Source organism: Zoogloea sp., assembly GCF_030157465.1.
Classification (GTDB): domain Bacteria; phylum Pseudomonadota; class Gammaproteobacteria; order Burkholderiales; family Rhodocyclaceae; genus Zoogloea.
Map to the genome: position 1 here is coordinate 216,516 of NZ_JAOAUU010000058.1, position 21,236 is coordinate 237,751.

Sequence of the window (21,236 nt, forward strand, 5' to 3'; positions counted from 1 at the left end):
GCACCACGCATGTCACGCTTTTTCATCAGCCGACCGATCTTCGCATCGGTCATCTCGATCATCATCATGATCGCCGGCCTCATGGCCTCGCTCACGCTGCCGGTCGCCCAATACCCGGAGATCACGCCGCCCACGGTGATCATCTCCGCCACTTTCCCCGGCGCCAACGCCGAAACCCTCTCCAAGACCGTCGCGGCCCCCATCGAGGAGCAGCTCTCGGGCGTCGAGGGCCTGCTCTACTACAACTCCCAGAGCACCTCCAACGGCACGGTCAGCATCACCGCCACCTTCGAGGTGGGCACCAACCCGGACACCGCCCTGATCGCCGTGAACAACCGGGTCAAGGTGGCCGAACCGCGCCTGCCCGATGACGTGCGGCGCACCGGCGTGCTGGTGCAGAAGCGCTCCAACAACATCCTGATGTTCGCCGCACTGCGTTCTCCGGACAACACCTTCGACGCCCTCTACCTGTCGAACTACGTGTCCCTGAACGTTGTCGAGGAGATCCGCCGCATCCCCGGCGTGGGCGACGCCCAGCTGTTCGACCCGATCTACGCCATGCGCGTGTGGCTGAAACCGGACGTGATGGCCAAGCTGGGCATCACCACCTCCGACGTTGCCGCCGCCATCAAGGTCCAGAACACCCAGAACGCCGCCGGCAAGATCGGCGCCGAACCGGTGACCAACGGCCAGCAGCTCACCTACACCGTCACCGCCAAGGGCCGCCTGCTGAGCACCGAAGACTTCGGCAACATCATGCTGCGCGCCGAAGGCCCCAACGGCCTGGTGCGTCTGAAGGACGTGGCGCGCATCGAACTGGGCGCCGACAACTACGACCGCAGCGGCAAGGTCAACGGCGCACCGGTGTCCGGCATGGGCGTCTATCTGCAGTCCGGTGCCAATGCGCTGAACACCGCCAAGCTGGTGAAGGCACGCCTCGACGAAATGTCGAAGAGCTTCCCGAAGGGCATGGAGTATTTCGTCCCCTACGACACCACCCGCTTCATCCAGGAATCCGCCAAGGAAGTGCTGTGGACCCTTGGCGAAGCGGCCCTGCTGGTGATCGCCGTGGTGTATGTCTTCCTGCAGAACTGGCGCGCCACGCTGATTCCCATCGTGGCGGTGCCGGTGTCGCTGGTCGGCACCTTTGCCGGCATGTGGCTGTTCGGTTTCTCGATCAACACCCTGACCCTGTTCGCCATGGTGCTGGCCATCGGCATCGTCGTGGATGACGCCATCGTCGTGCTCGAAAACGTCGAGCGCCTGATGAACGAGCACAAGATGTCGCCGAAAGAGGCCGCCATCGAAGCCATGCGCGAAGTCTCGGGCGCCGTCATCGCCATCGTGCTGGTGCTGTGCGCGGTGTTCATTCCGGTGGCCTTCCTCGGCGGCATCGCCGGCAAGCTCTACCAGCAGTTCGCCGTTACCGTGGCCGTGGCCGTGGTGATCTCCGGCATCGTCGCCCTGACGCTCACGCCGGCCCTGTGCGCCCTGCTGCTCAAGCCCACCCACGAAGAGAAGCCGATTTTCCGCCCCTTCAACCGGGCCTTCGAAGCCTTCACCCGCTCCTACACCAAAACCGTCGGCCTGACCCTGCGCCACGGCATCATCGGCACCCTGGTGCTCCTGCTCACCGTCGGCGGCGCCTTTGGCCTGTTGCGCATCGTGCCGGGCAGCTTCGTGCCGTCCGAAGACCAGGGCTACCTGTTCGGCTTCGTCACCCTCTCCGACGGCGCCTCGGCCCAGCGTACCGGCGTGGCGGCCGAGCAGATGCGCCAGCGCATCATGAATGAAGACATCGAGAACATCTTCTTCATCAACGGCGTGGACTTCATCACCGGCAACAACCGGCCCAGCGTGGCGACGACCTTCATCGTCTTCAAGCCCTGGGAAGAGCGCACCATCACCACCGGAGAAAGGGCCGGCCAGTTCATGGGCGCCGGCATGAGCCTCTCCGACGGCATGGGGCTGGTGTTCAACCCGCCGCCCATCCAGGGCCTCGGCACCGCCGGCGGCTTTGAGGTGTACGTCCAGAACCGCTCCGACGGCGACGCCAAGAACCTCGCGGCAATCACCGCCCAGTTCGTCGAAGCCCTCAAGAAGCGCCCCGAACTGACCGGCCTGAACACCTTCTTCCGGGTCACCGCGCCGCAGCTCTACGTCGAAGTGGACGAGCCCAAGGCCCTCTCGATGGGCATCGCGCTCGACGCCATCTACGCCACCCTGCAAGCCAACACCGGCTCGCTGTACGTGAATGACTTCAACCGCAGCGGCAAGACCTACAAGGTGCTGGTGCAGGCCGACGCCACCGCCCGCATGAAGCCCGAAGACCTGCTCAAGCCCTACGTGCGTGCCGCCAGCGGCGCCATGGTGCCCCTGTCGGCCGTCGCCACGGTCAAGACCATCACCGGCGCCGAAATGGTCGAGCGTTTCAACGGCTTCGTGGCCGCCAAGGTGCTGGGCAGCGCTGCGCCGGGCTACAGCTCGGGCGACGCCATCAAGGCGGTGGAAGAAGTCTCCAGGGCCACGCTGCCCGAAGGTTTCCGCACCGAATGGGTCGGCCAGTCCTTCCAGGAAAAGCGCACCGGCAGCGCCTCGGTCATCGCCTTCGTGTTCGGCATCATCATGGTGTTCCTGATCCTCGCCGCCCAATACGAGAAGTGGTCGCTGCCGCTGGCCGTGATCATGGCGGTGCCCTTCGCCATGCTGGGCGCCCTCGTCGCGGTGCTCATCCGCGGCATGCCCAACGACATCTACTTCCAGATCGGCTTGCTGGTGCTGGTGGGGCTGGCGGCCAAGAACGCCATCCTGATCGTCGAATTCGCGGCCCAGAAACAGGCCGAAGGCATGGGCGTCGTCGAAGCGGCACTCGAAGCGGCCCGCCTGCGCTTTCGCCCCATCGTGATGACCTCGCTGGCCTTCGTGCTCGGCGTGCTGCCGCTGGCCATCTCGTCCGGCGCCGGCTCGGCCGCCCGCCGCTCGATGGGCACCGGCGTGGTTGGCGGCATGCTCGCCGCCACCTTCATCGCCACCATTTTCGTGCCCCTGTTCTACAAGTGGCTCAGCCGCGGCAAGCTGCGCCACCCGGCCGGCGATCTGCCCAAGAGCCACGCCGCCCACCAGGAGGTGAAGCCATGATCCGCCCCCGCCTGACCCTCGCAGTCGTGGCCGTCGCCGGTGCGCTGGCCGGCTGCACCCTCGGCCCCGACTACGTACGCCCCGAGGCGCAGATCCAGCTGCCGGCGCAGTACGCCGCCGCCCCGCTGGCCGCCAGCCCGGCCATCGCCAGCAACTGGTGGACGCTGTTCGGCGACGCCCGGCTCGACGAACTCGTCCGCCAGGCCCTCGCCACCAGCCCCGACGCAATGATCGCCGCGGCCCGTATCGAGGAAGCCGACGCCGTGCTGCGCCAGGTGGACGCCGCGCTGCTGCCGCAGATCAATGCCAACGCCTCCACCGGCCGCGCCCGCACCATCCTGCCCAACACCACGCCGCCCAAGGGGCTGGTGCGCACCACCAACAGGATCGGCCTGTCCACCGCCTTTGAACTCGATGTGTGGGGCAAGCTGCGGCGCGCTTCCGAAGCGGCCCGCGCCCAGGCCCTGGGCACCCGCTACGCCAGCGAAACGGTATCCCTCAGCCTCGCCTCGGCGGTGGTTCAGGCCTACCTCAACCTGCGCGCCATCGACGCCGAACTGCTGGTCACCCGCGACACCGTGACCAGCCAGGCCAGCAGCACCCGGCTCACCCGCACCCGCTTCGAAGGCGGCATTGTTTCGCAGCTCGACGTCCAGCAGGCCGAAGGCGCGCTGGCCGGCTACAGCGCCGCGCAGCTCGAACTCGAAAAGGCCCGCGCCCTCTCGGAAAACCTGCTCGGCCTGCTGGTCGGCCAGCCCGGCCTGCAGGTTGCGCCGGGCGATCTGCGCAACCTGCCGGTGCCGCCGGTACCGCCGGCGGGGCTGCCCTCGACCCTGCTCGAAGCCCGCCCCGACGTGCGCCAGGCCGAAGCCGAGCTGATCGCCGCCAATGCCCGCATCGGCGTGGCCAAGGCCGCGCTGTTCCCCAGCATCACGCTCACCGGCACCTACGGGCGCGAAAGCAAGGATCTGTCGCAGCTCTTCAACGCTCCGGCCGCGGTCTGGTCGCTGGGCGCCGGCATCACCCAGCCCATCTTCGAAGGCGGCCGCCTGCGCGCCCAGGTGGACCAGGTTACGGCGCAGCAGAAGCAAAGCCTCGAGAGCTACCGCAAGGCGGCCCAAAGCGCCTTCCGCGAAGTGAACGACGCCCTCGTCAAGCTGCGCCAGAGCGGCGACGCCGAAGACGCCTACGGCCGCGCGATGAACGCCGCCCAGCGCGCCCGCCAGCTCGCCCAGGTGCGTTACGACGGCGGCTACTCGCCCTACCTCGAAGTGCTCACCGCCGAGCGCACCGCCAACGAAGCCACCCTCGCCTGGGTCCAGAACCGGCAAGCCCGGCTGGGCGCCTCGGTGGAACTGTTCAAGGCGCTGGGAGGAGGCTGGGAGCCCCGGTCGAACTGACCGGTGCGGCCGGCGCCCGGCATGAAGCGGCGCGCCGGCCCGCGGTTTCGGGATGCCGTGGCGCGATTCCTGGCCCGGGCGCGGGGCCTTCCATTGAATGACCTATCCTTGACCGGGGTCGCGCCCCCCGCAGGCACCCTGCTTTCTTGCTTCGCCAGGACACCAGGCAAAGAAGGCGACCCGGCTCAGACGGGCTTTTCTGCACGCAGCGTGCCTTTACTCAAGCTACGGTCGAACTGCAGCCCCTCGATCACACAGCGGATTGGGAATGAGACTCAGACAACCGGCAGAAGGTAGGATGAGCGCTCATTCCGGGTTCCGCTTCGCGGCCCCGGAATGAGCAACTGAAGCTTCTTGCAGATCACAAAAACAATAATCCGGAGACTCCCCCCCCATGAACGACGAAGACCGACAGCGCCTGCAGGTTCTGTGCGCCGGCATTCTTGGCCTGATCCTTTTTCTCGGTGTGGCGCGCTTTGCCTACACGCCGCTGTTGCCACTGATGCGCGAGCAGGCCGGTCTCGGCGCCGCGGCCGGGGGCTGGCTGGCGGCAGCCAATTACGCGGGTTATCTGTCCGGTGCGCTGCTCGCCTCGAAGATCAGCGACCTGAAGCTCAAGGACAGGCTCTACCGCGCCTCGATGGTGGTGGCGGTGGCCGCCACCGCGCTGATGGGCCTGGCCAGCGGCGAGGCGATGTGGGCGCTGCTGCGCTTCGTCGCGGGCCTGAGCACGGCGGGCGGCATGCTGCTCGGGTCGGGGCTGATCATGAACTGGTTGATGCGCCACCGGCACCGCAGCGAGCTGGGCATCCATTTCTCCGGCATCGGTCTGGGCATCGTCATCTGTTCGCTGGCGGTGGCGCTCATGAGCCACTGGTTCGACTGGCGGGCCCAGTGGTATCTGTTCGGCGTGCTGGGCGCCTTGCTGGCGATTCCGGCCTGGCGCTGGCTGCCCAGGCCCGACACCACGCCGCTGGCGGGCAGCGGCGCGCACATGGAGGATCGTCCGCCCGGCCGGCTGTTCCTGGCGCTGATGATGGGCGCCTACTTCTGTGCCGGCGCGGGCTTTGTGGTGAGCGCCACCTTTATCGTCGCCATCGTGAACGGCATGCCGCAACTGGGCGGCAAGGGCGCGTGGGTGTTCCTGGCGGTCGGGCTGGCCGCGGCGCCGGCCTGCATCGTGTGGGATCTGATCGCCCGGCGCACCGGGCAGCTCAATGCGCTGATCCTTGCCAGCGGGCTGCAGGCCCTCGGCATCCTGCTACCGCTGCTCGGCGACGGGCTGGGCACGGCAATGGCCGGGGCGGTGCTGTTTGGCGGCACCTTCGCCGGCATCGTCAGCATGGTGATGTCGATGGCGGGGCGCTTCTATCCGACGCGACCGGCCAAGATGATGAGCAAGCTCACCGTTGCCTACGGCGTGGCCCAGATCGGGGCGCCGGCGATCATCGGCTGGCTGGCCGGGCAGAACGGCAGCTATGCGTTCGGGCTTTACCTGGCGTCGGCGGTGATGCTGGTGGGCATGTTCCTGTTCGGTCTGCTGCGGCTGGTGGAACGCCGCGAGGGCGCCCGGGCGGCCTGACCAGGGGCGCCGGACTACACCACCGCGGGGCCTTTTGCCTCAGGCCCCAGGCAGCTTTTCCACCTTCGCCTTATCTTCAGCTACTTCGGGCTGCGCGGCCTTGCGCTCCCGAACCACCTTCCACTCGGCCTCCGGCATCACCGTGACCCGCACGTCCGGGGTTTGGGCCAGACCGCCGAGAATCACCCCGCGCAGGGGCGACACGTCCTGGAAATCGCGCCCCCAGCCCAGGGTGACGTGGCGCAGGTCGGGCTGGATGCCGTTGGTGGGGTCGTATTCGGCCCAGCCGCTGTCGGGGCACCACACGGCCACCCAGGCGTGGGAGGCATCGGCGCCGACGAGGCGCGGCTTGCCGGGCGGCGGATCGGTGAGCAGGTAGCCCGACATGTAGCGGGCCGGCAGGCCGATCGAGCGCAGGGCCGCGATCATCAGGTGGGCAAAATCCTGGCAGACGCCGCGCTTTTTCTTGAGCACTTCGAGCACCGGGGTGCCCACTTCGGTGGCTTCCGGGTCGTAGGTGAAGGTTTTGAAGATCAGCTCCATCAGCGCGTGGGCGCCGACCAGGATGGGCACGCCGGGCTTGAAGACCTGGGCGGCGAAGGCGGCCAGCAGCGCATCGCGCGGCGCCCGCGGCGAGGCGTAGAGATAACGCTGGGCGTCAAGGGCGTCGGCGGCCAGCGGCTTGGGCCGGTAGCGCAGGCTGTCGCGCACCTGCTCCCAGGGGCGCGAGTCGGCGGGTTTGAGCAGCGGCTCCCGCCGGATCACCGTCACGCGGCTTTCGGCGCGCACCACGAGGCCGTCGTGGGGCGTGTCGAGGGACAGCCAGGTTACCGGGTTGCCGAAGGCGTCCTCACCCTCGATCAGCCGCGCGAGATCGGGCTCGACCACGATGCGGCCGGATTCACGGCTCTGCCACGGCAGCGCGCGCGGAATCAGGTGCAGCAGGTGCTGGGACAGGGACACCGGAACACCGCAGGGCGGGTATTCGGTTTCGTGGATGACGATGTAGGCGGTGCTGCTGGGCGTCGCGGAAGTCATGGGCTGGGCACGGGTTTCAGGCGGCGAAGGTTGCCTGCGCGGCGTTTCGCCCGACGTGGCTGAAGTAACGCATCGCGAGGCGTTCGGACAGGCCGCGGCCGGCAGCGGCAAGCTGGTCCAGGCGGTCGGCCAGCGCCAGGCAGGCGGCCTTGCGCTCGGCGGCGGGGCGGGACGCTTCGAGGCGCACCCACGGGAAGGTCTGCACCCCGGAGAAGGACTTTTCCAGTTCGGCAACGGCCAGCTTCCCGTCGCCGTCCAGCTTGCCCAGGTAGTTGGCCACCATGCGCAGCTGGAAGGCCAGCGCGTGGGGGTTGGCGTCGTCCAGCGCCAGCAGGTGGAAGGCCGGCAGCAGCTCGGGCCGGGCGCGATAGCGGGTGCGGTAGGTGATGATCGAGTCGCACAGTTCGAGCAGGGCCTCGACGGCCAGCTCCTGGTGCAGCACTTCGGCAATGTTCACGTAACGGCGCAGGAAGCGCGCCAGCGTGGTCGCGAGCATGTCGAGCCGCTCGATGCGCCGGCCGACGATGTGCAGGCGCCAGCCCATGTCGCGGGTCATGTTGTCCATCGCAAAGCCCGACAGCGACACGAAAGTGGTGAGGGCTTCGTCGAGGAAATCGAGCAGGGCAGAGACATCGCTGGCCCCCTCGCGGCAGGTTTCGATCTCGGCCGACAGGCGCTTGAGGGCGTGCCAGTGGTCGAGCGAGAGGTGTTCGCGCGCCTGCCCGGCGCACCAGGTGAGGCGCTGCAGGTTGGTGGCCAGACCCTGGTCGGCGCGACGGTCGAGCACCGCCCGGAAGAGTTCCAGCTCGGCCTTGACGATGGGCCCGTCGATGGCTTCGGCCTCGACGAGGCCGGCGCCGGCGGCAAGGTGAAGCATCATGCCGAGCGCTCCGGCGCGCTCGCTGCGACGCCCTTCCGAGAGGCGCGACAGGGCCACCCGGGCCAGCCGGGCGATGGCGTCGCAGCGCTCGCTGTAGCGGCCGAACCAGAACAGGTTTTCGGCGAGACGCGACGACAGGGTGCCGGTTTCGGTAATCAGGTCGTCCACGCCGATGGTGTTGTGGAGCAGGCTGAAGCCGGACACCGGGCCATCGGACAGCACCCAGGTATCCTTGCTGCTGCCGCCCTTCTGCAGGGTCAGGATGCGCGCGTTGTCGACGCCGGCCACCCGCGCCAGGCCGCCCGGCATGACCTTGTAGCCCTCGGGCCCGATGGCGGCGTAAACGCGCAGGCCCATCGCCCGGGAGCGCAGCTTGCGCCGCTGGCCGCCGGACCACACCGGCGCGCGGGAGAGCTTGACGAGCTCCTGGGCCACGAAGGCCGACGGGTCGGCCTCGATGCGCGCGGCCAGCGCGTCGAGCTGGTCCGGGCCGAGCCGGTCGCCAAAGATGATTTCGCTGGAGAGGCCGGGAAAGGTCGGCTTGATCACCAGATCCTTGAGGTTGGCGAGCACTTCCTTGCGGGCCGGGGTTTCACCGCACCACCAGGTGGCGACCGAGGGCATGGCGAGTTCCTCGCCGAGCAGATGGCGGCAGATGCCGGGCAAAAAGCCGGGCAGCGCGGCCGATTCGAGCAGACCCGAACCCAGCGCATTGGCCACCAGCACGCGGCCGGCGCGCACCGCACCGAGCAGGCCGGGCACGCCGAGGGCCGAGTCGGCGCGCAGTTCGACCGGGTCGCAGAAGTCGTCGTCAAGGCGGCGCAGGATGGCGTGAACGCGCTTGAGACCGGACACCGTCTTGAGATAGACGGTGTCGTTGCGCACCGTCAGATCCTGCCCTTCCACCAGCGGAAAACCCAGGTAGCGGGCCAGGTAGACGTGTTCGAAGTAGGTTTCGTTGAAGGGGCCGGGCGTGAGCAGCACGGTGAGCGGCGGCTCGCCGTCGCTGGGCGCCTGGCTGCCGAGGCTGCCCTGCAGGCCGTGGAAGAAGCGCGCCAGGGTTTGCACCTGCATGTCGCGGAAGAGATCGGGAAACGCGCGCGACACCAGCAGGCGGTTTTCCAGCGCGTAGCCGGCGCCGGAGGGCGACTGGGTGCGGTCGGCAATCACCCACCATTGCCCGTCGGGCGAGCGGGCCAGATCGGCGGCGTAAAGGTGCAGGTGCGTGCCGCCAACCGGTTTGATGCCCTGGCAGGGCCACAGGAAACCCTTGTGACCAAAGACCAGCTCGGGCGGCAGCAGGCCTTCCGAGAGCGTGGTTTGGGCGCCGTAGAGATCACCCAGCAGCGCGTCGAGCAGGCGCGCGCGCTGCCCAATGGCGGTGGCGATGCCGCGCCACTCGTCGGCCGGCAGGATCATCGGCAGCAGATCGAGTGACCACGGCCGGCCCGTGCCGCGGGGGTCGGCGTAGACGTTGTAGGTGACGCCGTTTTGTTGAATGCCGCGGGCCAGCTGGGCGGCGCGGGCCTTCATGGTCTCGCCGCCGGATTCGTCGATGTGCTCGAGGAACTGCTGCCAGTGCGGCCGCACGTCGTCCTCGCCGCACAATTCGTCGTAGCTGTCGGGGCGGTAGGTGTAGTGGGCGAGGAAGGGGCTGGTCATCGGAGGATAGCGAACGCTCTTCCCCGCGGCGGGGGATTCAAAGGTTTGCGGCAGGCGGGCGCCGGCGGGTGCGAGGATACATCCACACCCGCCGGACCGATTGTCGAACAAGCGCGTGTCCGTGAATAAGTGACCGAGGCAGGCGCGGTGAACCGCCCCGTGCCGACCCCGGACTCTGTACGGACACGCTTCGAGGCTTAGCGCTTAGCGCCGCAAATCCAGCGTGAAGGGAAACTCCTTCTCGACCGGGGAAACCTTCAGCTTCACGTCGCCCGGCGTGTGACCCATCCGGAAGAAGCGGGCCAGACGACGGCTTTCGGCCTCGAAGGCGTTGACCGGGAAGGTCTCGAAGCTGCGCCCGCCGGGGTGGGAAACATGGTATTGGCAGCCGCCCAGCGAACGGCCGGTCCAGGTGTCCACCAGGTCGAAGACAAGCGGCGCGTGGGGCTTGATGGTCGGATGCAGGCACGATGGCGGCTGCCAGGCCCGGTAGCGCACGCCGGCGACGAACTCGCCCACGGTGCCGGTAGGCTGCAGCGGAATCGTGCGGCCATTCACGGCCAGCACGAAGCGATCATCCGACATGCCGGTCACCTTCACCTGCAGACGCTCGACCGACGAATCGACGAAGCGCACGGTGCCGCCGATGGCGCCCTCCTCGCCCATCACGTGCCAGGGCTCGAGGGCGCTGCGCAGCTCAACCTGAATGCCGCGCACCGCAAAATCGCCGATCTTCGGGAAGCGGAACTCCATGTGCGGCGCAAACCATTCGGTGTCGAAGGGCAGACCATGGGCCTGCATGTCCTCCATCACGTCGGAGAAATCCTGCTGCACGAAATGCGGCAGCAGGAAGCGGTCGTGCAGCTCCGTGCCCCAGCGCACCAGGCGTTCGGGCTGGTAGGCGTTTTCCCAGAAGATCGACATCAGGCCGCGCAGCAGAAGCTGCTGGGACAACGACATGCGCGCATGGGGCGGCATTTCGAAGGCGCGCAGTTCGAGCAGGCCGAGGCGGCCGGTGGGGCCGTCTGGCGAGTAGAGCTTGTCGATGCAGAACTCGGAGCGGTGGGTGTTGCCGGTCACATCGATGAGCAGGTTGCGCAGCAGGCGGTCGATGAGCCAGGGCGGCACGTCCTCGCCGAGCTTGGGAAACTGCCTGAAGGCGGTTTCGATTTCGTACACCGAATCGTTGCGTGCTTCGTCGATACGCGGTGCCTGGCTGGTCGGGCCGATGAACATGCCCGAGAACAGGTAGGACAGGCTGGGGTGGTTGTGCCAGTACGAAATCAGGCTGCGCAGCAGATCGGGCCGGCGCAGGAAGGGTGAATCGGAGGGCGTGGCGCCGCCGAGCACGAAGTGGTTGCCACCGCCGGTGCCGGTGTGGCGGCCGTCGACCATGAACTTCTCGGAGGTGAGGCGCGAGAAGTGGGCCGCGTCGTAAAGGTGGGTGGTGCGCTCGACGAGTTCTTCCCAGTTGCTGGCCGGATGGATGTTCACCTCGATCACGCCGGGGTCGGGGGTGATGCGGAAGTGGGTCAGGCGCGGGTCGGACGGCGGCTCGTAGCCTTCCAGCACCACCGGGGTGCCGAGATCTTCGGCCGTGGCTTCGATGGCGGTGACCAGCTCGAGGTATTTCTCGAGGCTGGACAGCGGTGGCATGAAGACGTGCAGGGTGCCGTTGCGCGGCTCGACGCACATGGCGGTGCGCACGATCCAGTCGGCCGATTCGAACTTGCCCGGCGTCTTGTCGGTGGGGCTGAGCTTTTCGGCGGCCTTGGCCGCCTTGAGGGCCGCGGCGGCGCGGGCGGCAGCCGACGAGCCGAAGCCGGGTTCGTCATCGCGAAGGGCGTTGAGCACGGCCGTCTGGCCGCCCGGGAGCTGGCGCCGGATGGCCTTGTACTCGGGCAGCGGCGGGAATGACTGGTGGTTGTCCGGCGGATTCACATACGGGTAGCTGCCCTTCTCGACCCACGGCTGGGAATCCAGCGGCAGGCGGTAGCCCAGCGGCGAATCGCCGGGGATCAGGTAGCAACGTTCGTCGCGCAGGAACCACGGCCCGGTCTGCCAGGCGCCGGTGTAGGGGCTGATGGAAACCGGCAACACGTAGCCAACCGGATTGGGCAGGCCGTATTCATACACGCGGCGGATGCGGTCGCGCTCGAGCGGATCGTCGAGGCGGGCATCGAAGGGGTCCACGTTGCCCGGCAGGCGACGCTCGCGCCACAGGTAATAGAAGGCGTCTTCATAGGCCGGGAACACGCGGCGCTGGTCCACGCCAAGCCGCGAGGCCACGCCGGCGAGGAAGGTGTGGGCCATGTCGACCTTGACCGGGCCGGGGGTGGAGGCGTCGCCGATGAGGGCGCGATTCATCCACACCGGCTCGCCATCCTTGCGCCAGAAGCAGGTGAGCGACCAGCGCGGCAGCTGCTCGCCGGGATACCACTTGCCCTGCCCGAAATGGGCGAGGCCTTGCGGGGCGTACTTGTCGCGCAGGCGGTGGTACAGATCCTCGGCGCGGATGCGCTTGTTGGGGCCCATGGCCTCGGTGTTCCATTCGGCGCCGTCGGGGTCGTCGACCGACACGAAGGTGGGCTCGCCGCCCATCGTGAGGCGCATGTCGTGGGCTTCGAGATCCACGTCGATGCGGTGGCCCAGGGCTTCGATCGCGGCCCACTGTTCCTCGGTGTAGGGCTTGGTTACCCGCGGCGTTTCCTTGACGCGGGTGACTTTCATGTGGTGCTCGAACTCGCACTCGCATTCGCCGATCAGGCCCGAGATGGGCGCGGCGGACGAGGGGTCGGGCGAGCAGGCCAGAGGAATGTGGCCTTCGCCGGCGAAGAGGCCGGAGGTCGGGTCGAGGCCGACCCAGCCGGCGCCGGGCAGGTAAACCTCGGTCCAGGCGTGCAGGTCGGTGAAGTCCACTTCGGTGCCGGACGGGCCGTCGAGCGCCTTCACGTCGGCCTTGAGCTGAATGAGGTAGCCCGACACGAAGCGCGCCGCCAGACCCAGGTGACGCAGCAGCTGAACCAGCAGCCAGGCCGAGTCGCGGCACGAACCGGTGCGCTTGGTGAGGGTTTCTTCCGGCGTCTGCACGCCCGGCTCCATGCGGATCACGTAGCCGATGTGCTTTTGCAGATCGGCATTGAGCTTGACCAGGAAGTCGACGTTGCGCAGCTTCTCGCGGGAGATGGTCGCAAGATAGGCCTTGAGCAGCGGCGTGGCCTCTTCCTTGAGCAGGAAGGGCGCGAGCTCGTGGCGGAGGGCGCCGGCGTACTCGAAGGGAAAGTTCTCGGCCTCGGGCTCGAGAAAGAAATCGAAGGGGTTGATGACCGACATTTCGGCAACCAGATCCACTTCGACGCTGAACGCGGTGACTTCGTCCGGGAAGACCAGCCGGGCGAGGTAGTTGCCCTGTGGGTCCTGCTGCCAGTTGATGAAGTGCGGCTCGGGCAGCACGCGCAGCGAGTAGGACAGAATGCGCGTACGGCTGTGAGGCGCCGGGCGCAGGCGCACCACCTGCGGGCCCAGGGCTACCGGGCGGTCGTAGGTGTAGGCGGTCAGGTGATTGAGGGCGACATGGATTGTCACGGGAGACTCCGTTCTCGGGGCTGCGGGTTTCAGGCTTGCTGAAAGCTATAGCAATATTTATGCCATTCATCCCGCACAGCTCATAGAACGTTTGAATGCAAATCCAGGGCCCTGGCGCACCGCAAGAACGGGGTTTCAGCGCCCCAAACCGCCGCCACGCACCGTTCATGCACCAAGTCGAGGACTCATGACCGCACCATTTCGGTGCGCAAACGATCTCAAGCACCACTTCCGCGCCCGCTCCGCCGAAACACCTCCGATCACGGAAGCGCCGGTTTACCTGCGTGGCGAAGAACAATCTGGCAGAAATATGTAAATTGATGAAACAAACAAAATCGCGCGTGAAGTAAGCCCGCAAGCGCCGCAGCGCTCACACGGATCATCCGGGTCCGCCGGTGCCAACCCGCACCCTGGAACACTAATGGCCCCAATGAAGGGCCACACCCCCCGGAGACTTATTGATGCGCCAGACACCTTTGCGACCGGCCCTGGGCCGCGCGCTGAAACTGGCCGGAAGCGCCCTGCTTCTGACCAGCGCCCTCCCCGCCCTTGCCCAGATCACGCCGAAGCCGCCCGAATCGCTGGCCGGCGTCAGCCGTCCGGAGCCGTCCAACCTGCGTGACTTCGTTGCCAACCGGACTCTCGCCACCGCGCTCGGCAAGGCCTTGTTCTGGGACATGCAGATGGGCAGCGACGGCGCCACCGCCTGCGCGTCGTGCCACTTCCATGCCGGCGCCGACAGCCGCTCGAAGAATCAGCTCTCGCCGGGCCTCAACCGCAGCCCGAACGCCGACACCAGCTTCCAGGCCGGCGGCCCCAACACCCAGCTGAAGGCCTCCGACTTCCCCTTCCACCAGTTCGCCAATCCGGACGATCGCAACTCGGCGATGACCCGCAACGTGAACGACGTGGTGGGCTCCCAGGGCGTGTTCCGCGAGCAGTTCAGCGCCGTTGTCAGCGGTCAGCGGGCCGAGGCGCGCCAGCTCACCTGGGACGCCATCTTCAACGTGGACGGCCAGGTCACCCGCCAGGTCACGCCGCGCAACAGCCCCAGCGTGATCAACGCGGTGTTCAACCTGCGCAACTTCTGGGATGGCCGCGCCCAGACAATCTTCAACGGCGTCAATCCCTGGGGCAAGCGCGATGGCTCGGCGCGGGTGTACAAGAACGTGTCCACCCTCAACCTGCTGGGCGGCACCTCCACCAAGGTCACCCCGGTGTCGGTCGAGATCGACAACGCCAGCCTCGCCTCGCAGGCTTCCGGGCCGCCCCTGAGCGCCGCCGAGATGTCGGCGGCCGGGCGCGGCTTCCCCGACATCGGTCGCAAGATGCTCAGCCTGCGCCCCCTCGCCGGCCAGCAGGTGGCCAGCGACGACAGCCTGCTCGCCAGCTATCGCGCCGGCTCGGGCGACGGCCTGTCCTCCGCCAACTATGCCGAGCTGATCAAGACGGCCTTCCGTCCCGAGTGGTGGAACGGCAAGCAGTCCGTCACGGTGAATGGCAAGACCTACAGCCAGATGGAGGCCAACTTCAGCCTCTTCATGGGCCTCGCCATCCAGCTCTATGAAACCACCCTGGTTTCCGATCGCAGCCCCTTCGACCGCTATGTCGAAGGCAGCAGCAGCGCCATGACCCCCCAGCAGGCCATGGGCATGGGGCTGTTCTGGGGCAAGGGCAAGTGCGTCAACTGCCACGGCGGCGCCGAGTTCACCAACGCCAGCATCCGCCGCCGCCTGATTACCGACCGCATGAGCAGCATGCTGATGGGCGACAACAACCGTGCGGTGTACGACGAGGGTTTCTACAACATCTCGGTCACCCCGACCACCGAAGACCTGGGCGTGGGCGCCAACGATCCGTTCGGCAATCCGCTTTCGTTCAGCGGCGTGGCCAAGCAATCGCTGCTCAAGTTCAATTACCTGGAAAAAGCCCTCGCCAATGTGCTTGTGACCCCGCTGTCGCGCATCGCCGTCGGCGGCGCCTTCAAGACCCCCGGCCTGCGTAACGTGGAGCTGACCGCCCCGTATTTCCACAACGGTGGCGTGGCAACGCTCGAGCAGGTGGTCGAGTTCTACAACCGCGGCGGCAACTTTGCCTACGCCAACCGCACCAACCTGGATGCCGACATCCAGCCCCTCAGCCTCTCCGCCACCGAGAAGGCGGCCTTGGTGGCCTTCCTGCGCGCCCTGACCGACGAGCGGGTACGCACCCACGCGGCGCCTTTCGACCACCCGCAACTGTTCATCGCCAACGGCCACACGGGCACCAGCTCCGCCGTCACCGGCGACGGCAGCGGCCGGGCGGCCACCGAATGGCTCAACCTCGGGGCGGTGGGGCGTGGCGGTTACAGCGCCAGCAGCATCCCGGCGAACTTCCTCGGCCAGAAGTAATTCCGCGCATGTCGATGTGAAAAGGGCCGTCCCTCGGGGCGGCCCTTGTGTTTTTCAGGCGCCGGCGCGTCAGGATTTTTCCTGCGCTTCGCGCATTGCGCGCTTGTTGAGCTTGCCAACGCTGGTGCGGGCCAGGCCTTCGACGAACTGCACCTGCAGCAGCACGCCGTAGCGGGACACGCCGGTGGATTCAATCAGGCGGGCGGCGAAGTTGCGGATCTCATGCTCGGTGACCTGTCCGACGCTGGCCGGCTTGAGGGTGACCTTCGCCAGCGGGCGCTCGCCCCATTTTTCGTCGGGCACGCCGATCACCGCCACCTCGGCCACCGCCGGGTGCCGGGCCACCACGTCCTCGATCTGCAGCGACGATGTCCATTCCCCGCCGGTCTTGATCACGTCCTTGATGCGGTCGGTGATCTGCAGGTAGCCGGCCGCGTCGATGTGGCCGATGTCGCCGGTGTGGAGCAGGCCGCCCTGCCACAACCCGGCCGACGCCTCGGCGTCGTGGAGATAGCCCTGGGTGAGCCAGGGGCTGCGCACCACCACCTCGCCCACCGAACAGCCATCGCGGGGCAGTTCGGCCAGGTTCTCGTCGACCACCCGCAGGTCCACCAGCGGCATCGGGATGCCGGTCTTGGCGCGCAGCGCCGCCTGCTCCTCGGGCGAGGCCGCCAGCGCGGCGCCGGAAAGCTGGGCCAGGCTGAGAATGGGGCAGGTTTCGGACATGCCGTAGCCGGTAAAGGCGTCGATGCCCCGCGCCATGGCGGCGCGCGCCTGGGCCTGGGAGAGCGCCGAGCCGCCGATGATGAGCTTCCAGCGGGACAGGTCGATGACCTTGGACAGCGGATGGACCAGCAGCATGTGCAGGATGGTCGGCACACAGTGGGAGAAGGTCACGCCTTCATCGCGCACCAGTTTGAGCAGGGTTTCCGGCACGTAGCGGCCGGGGTACACCTGCTTCAGGCCGAGCATCGTCGCCACGTAGGGCAGGCCCCAGGCGTGCACGTGGAACATCGGGGTGATCGGCATGTAGACGTCCTCCCGGTGCAGGCGCCCCTGGACCGGCGCGTTGCCGAGGGCCGCCGCCGTCGCCAGGGTGTGCAGCACGAGCTGACGATGGCTGAAATACACGCCCTTGGGCAGACCGGTGGTGCCGGTGGTGTAAAAGGTGGTGGCCTTGGCGTTTTCGTCGAAATCGGGAAACGCGTAGTCGGGCGAGGCCGCGGCCAGCAGCGCCTCGTATTCACCGTCGAAATCCACCGGCGGCGGGCCCTCGGCCGGGGCGTCCTCGATCAGCACGAAGCGGCGCACCGTTTCAAGCTTGCCGGCAATGGCGGCGATGATCGGCCAGAACTCGGCATTCACCAGCACCACGTCGGCGCGGGCATGGTTGAGGGTATAGAGGATCTGCTCCGGGCTGAGGCGCACATTCACCGTTTGCAGGATGGCGCCCATCATCGGCACCGCAAAAAAGCATTCGAGGTAGCGGTGGCTGTCCCAGTCCATCATCGCCACCGTTTCACCGGCCTCCACGCCCAGCCCGGCCAGCGCACTGGCCAGCCTGCCGATACGCTCGCGGAGCACCCGGTAGGTGTGGCGTCGCCCGCCCATGTAGGTGATTTCCTGCTCCGGCGCGATGGCCAGCGGTGTGTGCAGGAGCTGCTTGATCAGGAGCGGGTAGGCGTAGGCCTCCGGCGTGTGTTCGATCAGCTTGACGGGCATGGAGAGGCCCTCCCTTTGTTATCGTTTTGTGAAGGGCGATCAGCTTAACAGGGCGGCCCGCCTGCCGGACACCGCGACGTACACGGCCAGAGGCCGCCCGTGGCGGCCTCTGGCGACACCGGATCACTATGGGTTCAGGCCGTGGTGCTGGCCCCGGTAAACCACGCCAGCCTGGCGGCCAGGCTCACCACTTCGCCAATGATCAGCAGGGCGGGCGGATGGATGCCGGCCGCCGCGGCGATTTCGGGCAGGGTTTCGAGGGTGCCGGTCACCACCCGCTGGCTCGGCAGCGTGCCGTTTTCGACGAGTGCCGCCGGGGTGTCTGCGCCGCGGCCGTGGCGGATCATGGCCTCGCAATGGGATTGCAACATGCCGACGCCCATGTAGATCACCGCGGTCTGGTGCGGCCGGGCGAGGGCCGTCCAGTCGAGCGCGGATTCGCCGGCGCGGCGGTGGCCGGTGGCAAACACCACCGACTGGGCGTAATCCCGGTGGGTGAGCGGAATGCCGGCATAGGCGCCGGCCCCGCAGGCCGCGGTGATGCCGGGCACCACTTCAAACGGAATGCCGGCCGCCAGCAGTTCTTCGAGTTCCTCGCCACCACGGCCGAAGATGAAGGGGTCGCCCCCCTTGAGGCGCACCACCTGCCGGCCTTCACGGGCAAGGCGCACCAGCAGCTGGTTGATCTCCTCCTGGGGCACCGTGTGATGGCCGGATTCCTTGCCCACGTAGATGCGCTCGGCGGCCGGATTGACCAGCGCGAGCACCCCTTCACTGACCAGGTGGTCGAGCACCAGCACGTCGGCCCGGGACAGCAGGCGCGCGGCGCGCAGCGTCAGCAGCTCCGGGTCGCCGGGGCCGGCCCCCACAAGGGCAACCCGGCCGGTGGCAGCGGCACCCGACAGCGCCGGGCGGGCCACATCGGGCACGCTGCCCCGGTGAGCACCGATCAACTGGTCCAGGAAGGCGCGCAAGGCGCCGGCGGCAGGCATTTCAAGAGCGACAGAGACGGGCGGCGGCATGGCGGGAGATCCGGAATCATGACGGCCGAAATCTAACAGTCGTATCGCGTTTTCGAACTTGACCCCTGTCAAGGAAGGGTAATGGCTGCCGGGCGCACTCTTCGCCGTAAGCGGAGCAGATCGCTCGCTGGGTTCATTTCAAGGGAGATGCAACGATGAAAATGTGGAAAACAGGAGCAATTGCCGCGGCCTTGCTACCGCTGGCCATGGCACACGCCTTTGCTGAAGAGGCAAAGACCACGACCAACGCACCCGAAGCCAAGTACCAGTCCGCCGGCTCGCCCCTGGCCAACGTGGAGATGTACCAGGACATCAACCCGAAGGCCCCGCCGATGAGCAAGGCGGAATTCGACAAGGCCCGCCAGATCTACTTCGAACGCTGCGCCGGCTGTCACGGCGTGCTGCGCAAGGGTGCCACCGGCAAGCCGCTGACCACCGACAAGACCCTTGCCGCCGGCACCGACTACCTGAAGGTCTTCATCAAGTACGGCTCCCCGGCCGGCATGCCCAACTGGGGCACCTCGGGCGAACTGTCCGACGACGAAGTGGACCTGATGGCCCGCTACGTGCAGCAAACCCCGCCGCAGCCGCCCGAATTCGGCATGAAGGACATGAAGGACATGAAGGCCACCTGGAAGGTCATCATTCCGCCGGACCAGCGTCCGAAGAAGAAGATGAACAACTACAACATCGAGAACATCTTCTCGACCACCCTGCGCGACACGGGTGAAGTTGCACTCATCGACGGCGACACCAAGAAGATCATCAACATCGTCAAGACCGGCTACGCGGTGCACATTTCCCGCATCTCCGCCTCCGGCCGCTACCTGTTCGTGATCGGCCGTGACGCCAAGATCAACATGATCGACTTGTGGATGGAAAAGCCGGACAACGTCGCCGAGATCCGTACCGGTCTCGAAGCCCGTTCGGTCGAAACCTCCAAGTTCAAGGGCTACGAAGACAAGCTGGCCATCGCCGGCTCGTACTGGCCGCCCCAGTACGTGATCATGAACGGCGACACCCTCGAGCCGCTGAAGATCATGGCCACCCGCGGCATGACCGTCGGCGATCAGGAATTCCACCCCGAGCCCCGCGTCGCCTCCATCGTGGCCTCGCACTTCAAGCCGGAATTCCTGGTCAACGTGAAGGAAACCGGCAAGACCCTGCTGGTTAACTACACCGACCTGAACGCCATCTCGACCAAGGAAATTCCGGTCTCCAAGTACCTGCACGACGGCGGCCTCGATAGCACCAAGCGCTACTTCATGGTCGCCGCCAACCAGTCCAACCAGATCGGCGCCATCGACATGAAGGAAGGCAAGCTGGCCGGCCTGATCGACGTGGGCAAGATTCCCCACCCGGGTCGCGGCGCCAACTTCATCCACCCGAAGTACGGCCCGGTGTGGTCCACCGGCCACCTGGGCGACGACACCATCGCCCTGATCGGCACCGACCCCGTCAAGCACAAGCAATACGCCTGGAAGATGGTCGAATCCATCAAGGGCCCGGGCGGCGGCGCACTGTTCATCAAGAGCCACCCGAAGTCCAAGCACCTGTACTCCGACACCCCGCTCAACCCGGATCCGAAGCTGTCCCAGTCGGTTGCTGTGTACGACATCAACAACCTGGCGGCCGGCTACAAGACCCTGCCCATCGCAGAATGGGCCGGCCTGAAGGACGACGGCGCCAAGCGCGTGGTGCAGCCCGAGTACAACAAGGCGGGCGACGAAGTGTGGTTCTCGGTGTGGAGCGCCAAAAACAAGGAATCCGCCATCGTGGTGGTGGATGACAAGACCCTGCAACTGAAGGCTGTCATCAAGGATCCGCGCATCGTCACGCCGACCGGTCACTTCAACCTCTACAACACCCAGCACGACATCTATTGATCGTCGCTGACCGCTGCCGTCAGGCCCTGTGCCTGCCGGCAGCTTTCTGCTTGAAAAGGAGAAAACCATGAAATATTCGATGATTCTCGCCGCCCTGCTCGCCACCGCCGCCAGCGGCAGCGCCCTCGCCGCCGACCCGGCCGCCGCCGCCCAGAAGGCCGGCTGCATGGCCTGTCACGCGATGGACAAGAAGCTCGTCGGCCCGGCCTTCAAGGACATCGCCGCCAAGTACAAGGGCCAGGGCGACGCCGTGGCCAAGCTCAGCGACAAGGTTCGCAAGGGCGGCTCCGGCGTGTGGGGCCCGATCCCGATGTCGCCCAACCCCGTCGAAAAGATCAGCGACGGCGACCTGAAGGATGTCGTGAGCTGGATTCTGAAGGGCTGAAAAGAGCGCGGATCAAGGTAGCTGCAGGGGCGACTTCGGTCGCCCCTGCGCGCATTCAATCACAGGCAAGCCGTTGATCAGCGTCCGCGGGTGGCTGACGCCGCCCCCACAAGTCGCCCGGCATTCTTGACACCCATCAATGCCCGCGCCGGCAGGCCGACCTACTGTGTCGGCGTTGCCTGAAGGAGTTCGTGATGGATCGTCCGCTGTTGCTCCACGTGGCCGTGCTGCTCGGCCTCACCGCCCTCGCGGTGAGCGCTGCCCAGTCCGCCGAACCGCCCCAGCCCGACCCCGCGCGCCAGCAGGCGCTGGTCCACATGGTTCGCCAGGATTGCGGCTCCTGCCACGGCATGCGCCTCACCGGCGGCCTCGGCCCGGCCCTCACCCCCGAGCGGCTCGCCGAATGGCCCGACGACTCCCTCGTCGCCACCATCATCCACGGCCGCCCCGGCACCGCCATGCCCGGCTGGGAGCGCTTCCTGAACGAATCCGAAGCCGGCTGGATCGTCGCCCGGCTCAAACAGGGCTTCCCGCCCCTCGACTGAC

The 21,236-nt window shown here is 67.1% G+C and carries 12 protein-coding genes; 7 read left to right on the forward strand and 5 right to left on the reverse strand.

The annotated features are described in order from the left end of the window. Nucleotides 1-9 precede the first annotated feature (9 nt). From Q1W26_RS07595 to Q1W26_RS07605, 3 genes are all read left to right on the forward strand, one after another. Nucleotides 10-3,138, forward strand: a complete 3,129-nt coding sequence (locus Q1W26_RS07595; RefSeq protein ID WP_300438003.1) for a multidrug efflux RND transporter permease subunit — start codon at nucleotides 10-12, stop codon at nucleotides 3,136-3,138. Beyond that, complete coding sequence (locus Q1W26_RS07600) at nucleotides 3,135-4,538, forward strand: efflux transporter outer membrane subunit (RefSeq protein WP_300438006.1); 1,404 nt, start codon at nucleotides 3,135-3,137, stop codon at nucleotides 4,536-4,538. The genes Q1W26_RS07595 and Q1W26_RS07600 overlap by 4 nt, the downstream gene beginning before the upstream one ends. Before the next feature lie 394 nt (nucleotides 4,539-4,932). Next, a complete protein-coding gene (locus Q1W26_RS07605; protein ID WP_300438009.1) occupies nucleotides 4,933-6,120 on the forward strand; it encodes a YbfB/YjiJ family MFS transporter in 1,188 nt (395 codons plus the stop codon). A 39-nt stretch (nucleotides 6,121-6,159) separates the two neighbouring features. Here Q1W26_RS07605 and Q1W26_RS07610 read toward each other — a convergent pair whose 3' ends face one another. The 3 genes from Q1W26_RS07610 to Q1W26_RS07620 form a co-directional block, all read right to left on the reverse strand. Next, on the reverse strand, nucleotides 6,160-7,158 hold the full coding sequence (locus tag Q1W26_RS07610) for a transglutaminase family protein (protein WP_300438012.1): 999 nt from the start codon (nucleotides 7,156-7,158) through the stop codon (nucleotides 6,160-6,162). A 16-nt stretch (nucleotides 7,159-7,174) separates the two neighbouring features. Beyond that, on the reverse strand, nucleotides 7,175-9,700 hold the full coding sequence (locus Q1W26_RS07615; protein ID WP_300438014.1) for a circularly permuted type 2 ATP-grasp protein: 2,526 nt from the start codon (nucleotides 9,698-9,700) through the stop codon (nucleotides 7,175-7,177). Between the two features lie 204 nt (nucleotides 9,701-9,904). Continuing rightward, nucleotides 9,905-13,285, reverse strand: coding sequence for a transglutaminase family protein (locus Q1W26_RS07620; protein ID WP_300438016.1), 3,381 nt, complete (start codon nucleotides 13,283-13,285; stop codon nucleotides 9,905-9,907). 461 nt (nucleotides 13,286-13,746) lie between these two features. On the opposite strand from Q1W26_RS07620, the gene Q1W26_RS07625 reads away from it, so the two are divergent. Then, on the forward strand, nucleotides 13,747-15,675 hold the full coding sequence (locus Q1W26_RS07625; protein ID WP_300438018.1) for a cytochrome c peroxidase: 1,929 nt from the start codon (nucleotides 13,747-13,749) through the stop codon (nucleotides 15,673-15,675). A gap of 69 nt (nucleotides 15,676-15,744) precedes the next feature. Here Q1W26_RS07625 and Q1W26_RS07630 read toward each other — a convergent pair whose 3' ends face one another. Together Q1W26_RS07630 and cobA are read right to left on the reverse strand one after the other, a co-directional pair. Beyond that, a complete protein-coding gene (locus Q1W26_RS07630; RefSeq protein WP_300438021.1) occupies nucleotides 15,745-17,397 on the reverse strand; it encodes a fatty acid--CoA ligase in 1,653 nt (550 codons plus the stop codon). Between the two features lie 134 nt (nucleotides 17,398-17,531). Next, nucleotides 17,532-18,419 (reverse strand): uroporphyrinogen-III C-methyltransferase, encoded by an 888-nt coding sequence (gene cobA, locus Q1W26_RS07635; RefSeq protein WP_300438023.1) that lies wholly within the window; start codon nucleotides 18,417-18,419, stop codon nucleotides 17,532-17,534. A gap of 155 nt (nucleotides 18,420-18,574) precedes the next feature. On the opposite strand from cobA, the gene Q1W26_RS07640 reads away from it, so the two are divergent. The 3 genes from Q1W26_RS07640 to Q1W26_RS07650 all read left to right on the forward strand — a co-directional run bounded on the left by Q1W26_RS07640 (nucleotide 18,575) and on the right by Q1W26_RS07650 (nucleotide 21,235). After that, on the forward strand, nucleotides 18,575-20,305 hold the full coding sequence (locus Q1W26_RS07640; protein ID WP_300438025.1) for a nitrite reductase: 1,731 nt from the start codon (nucleotides 18,575-18,577) through the stop codon (nucleotides 20,303-20,305). A gap of 67 nt (nucleotides 20,306-20,372) precedes the next feature. Then, nucleotides 20,373-20,690 (forward strand): c-type cytochrome, encoded by a 318-nt coding sequence (locus tag Q1W26_RS07645; RefSeq protein WP_300438027.1) that lies wholly within the window; start codon nucleotides 20,373-20,375, stop codon nucleotides 20,688-20,690. 191 nt (nucleotides 20,691-20,881) lie between these two features. After that, nucleotides 20,882-21,235, forward strand: coding sequence for a cytochrome c (locus Q1W26_RS07650; protein WP_300438029.1), 354 nt, complete (start codon nucleotides 20,882-20,884; stop codon nucleotides 21,233-21,235). The last annotated feature ends 1 nt before the right edge of the window (nucleotide 21,236 follow it).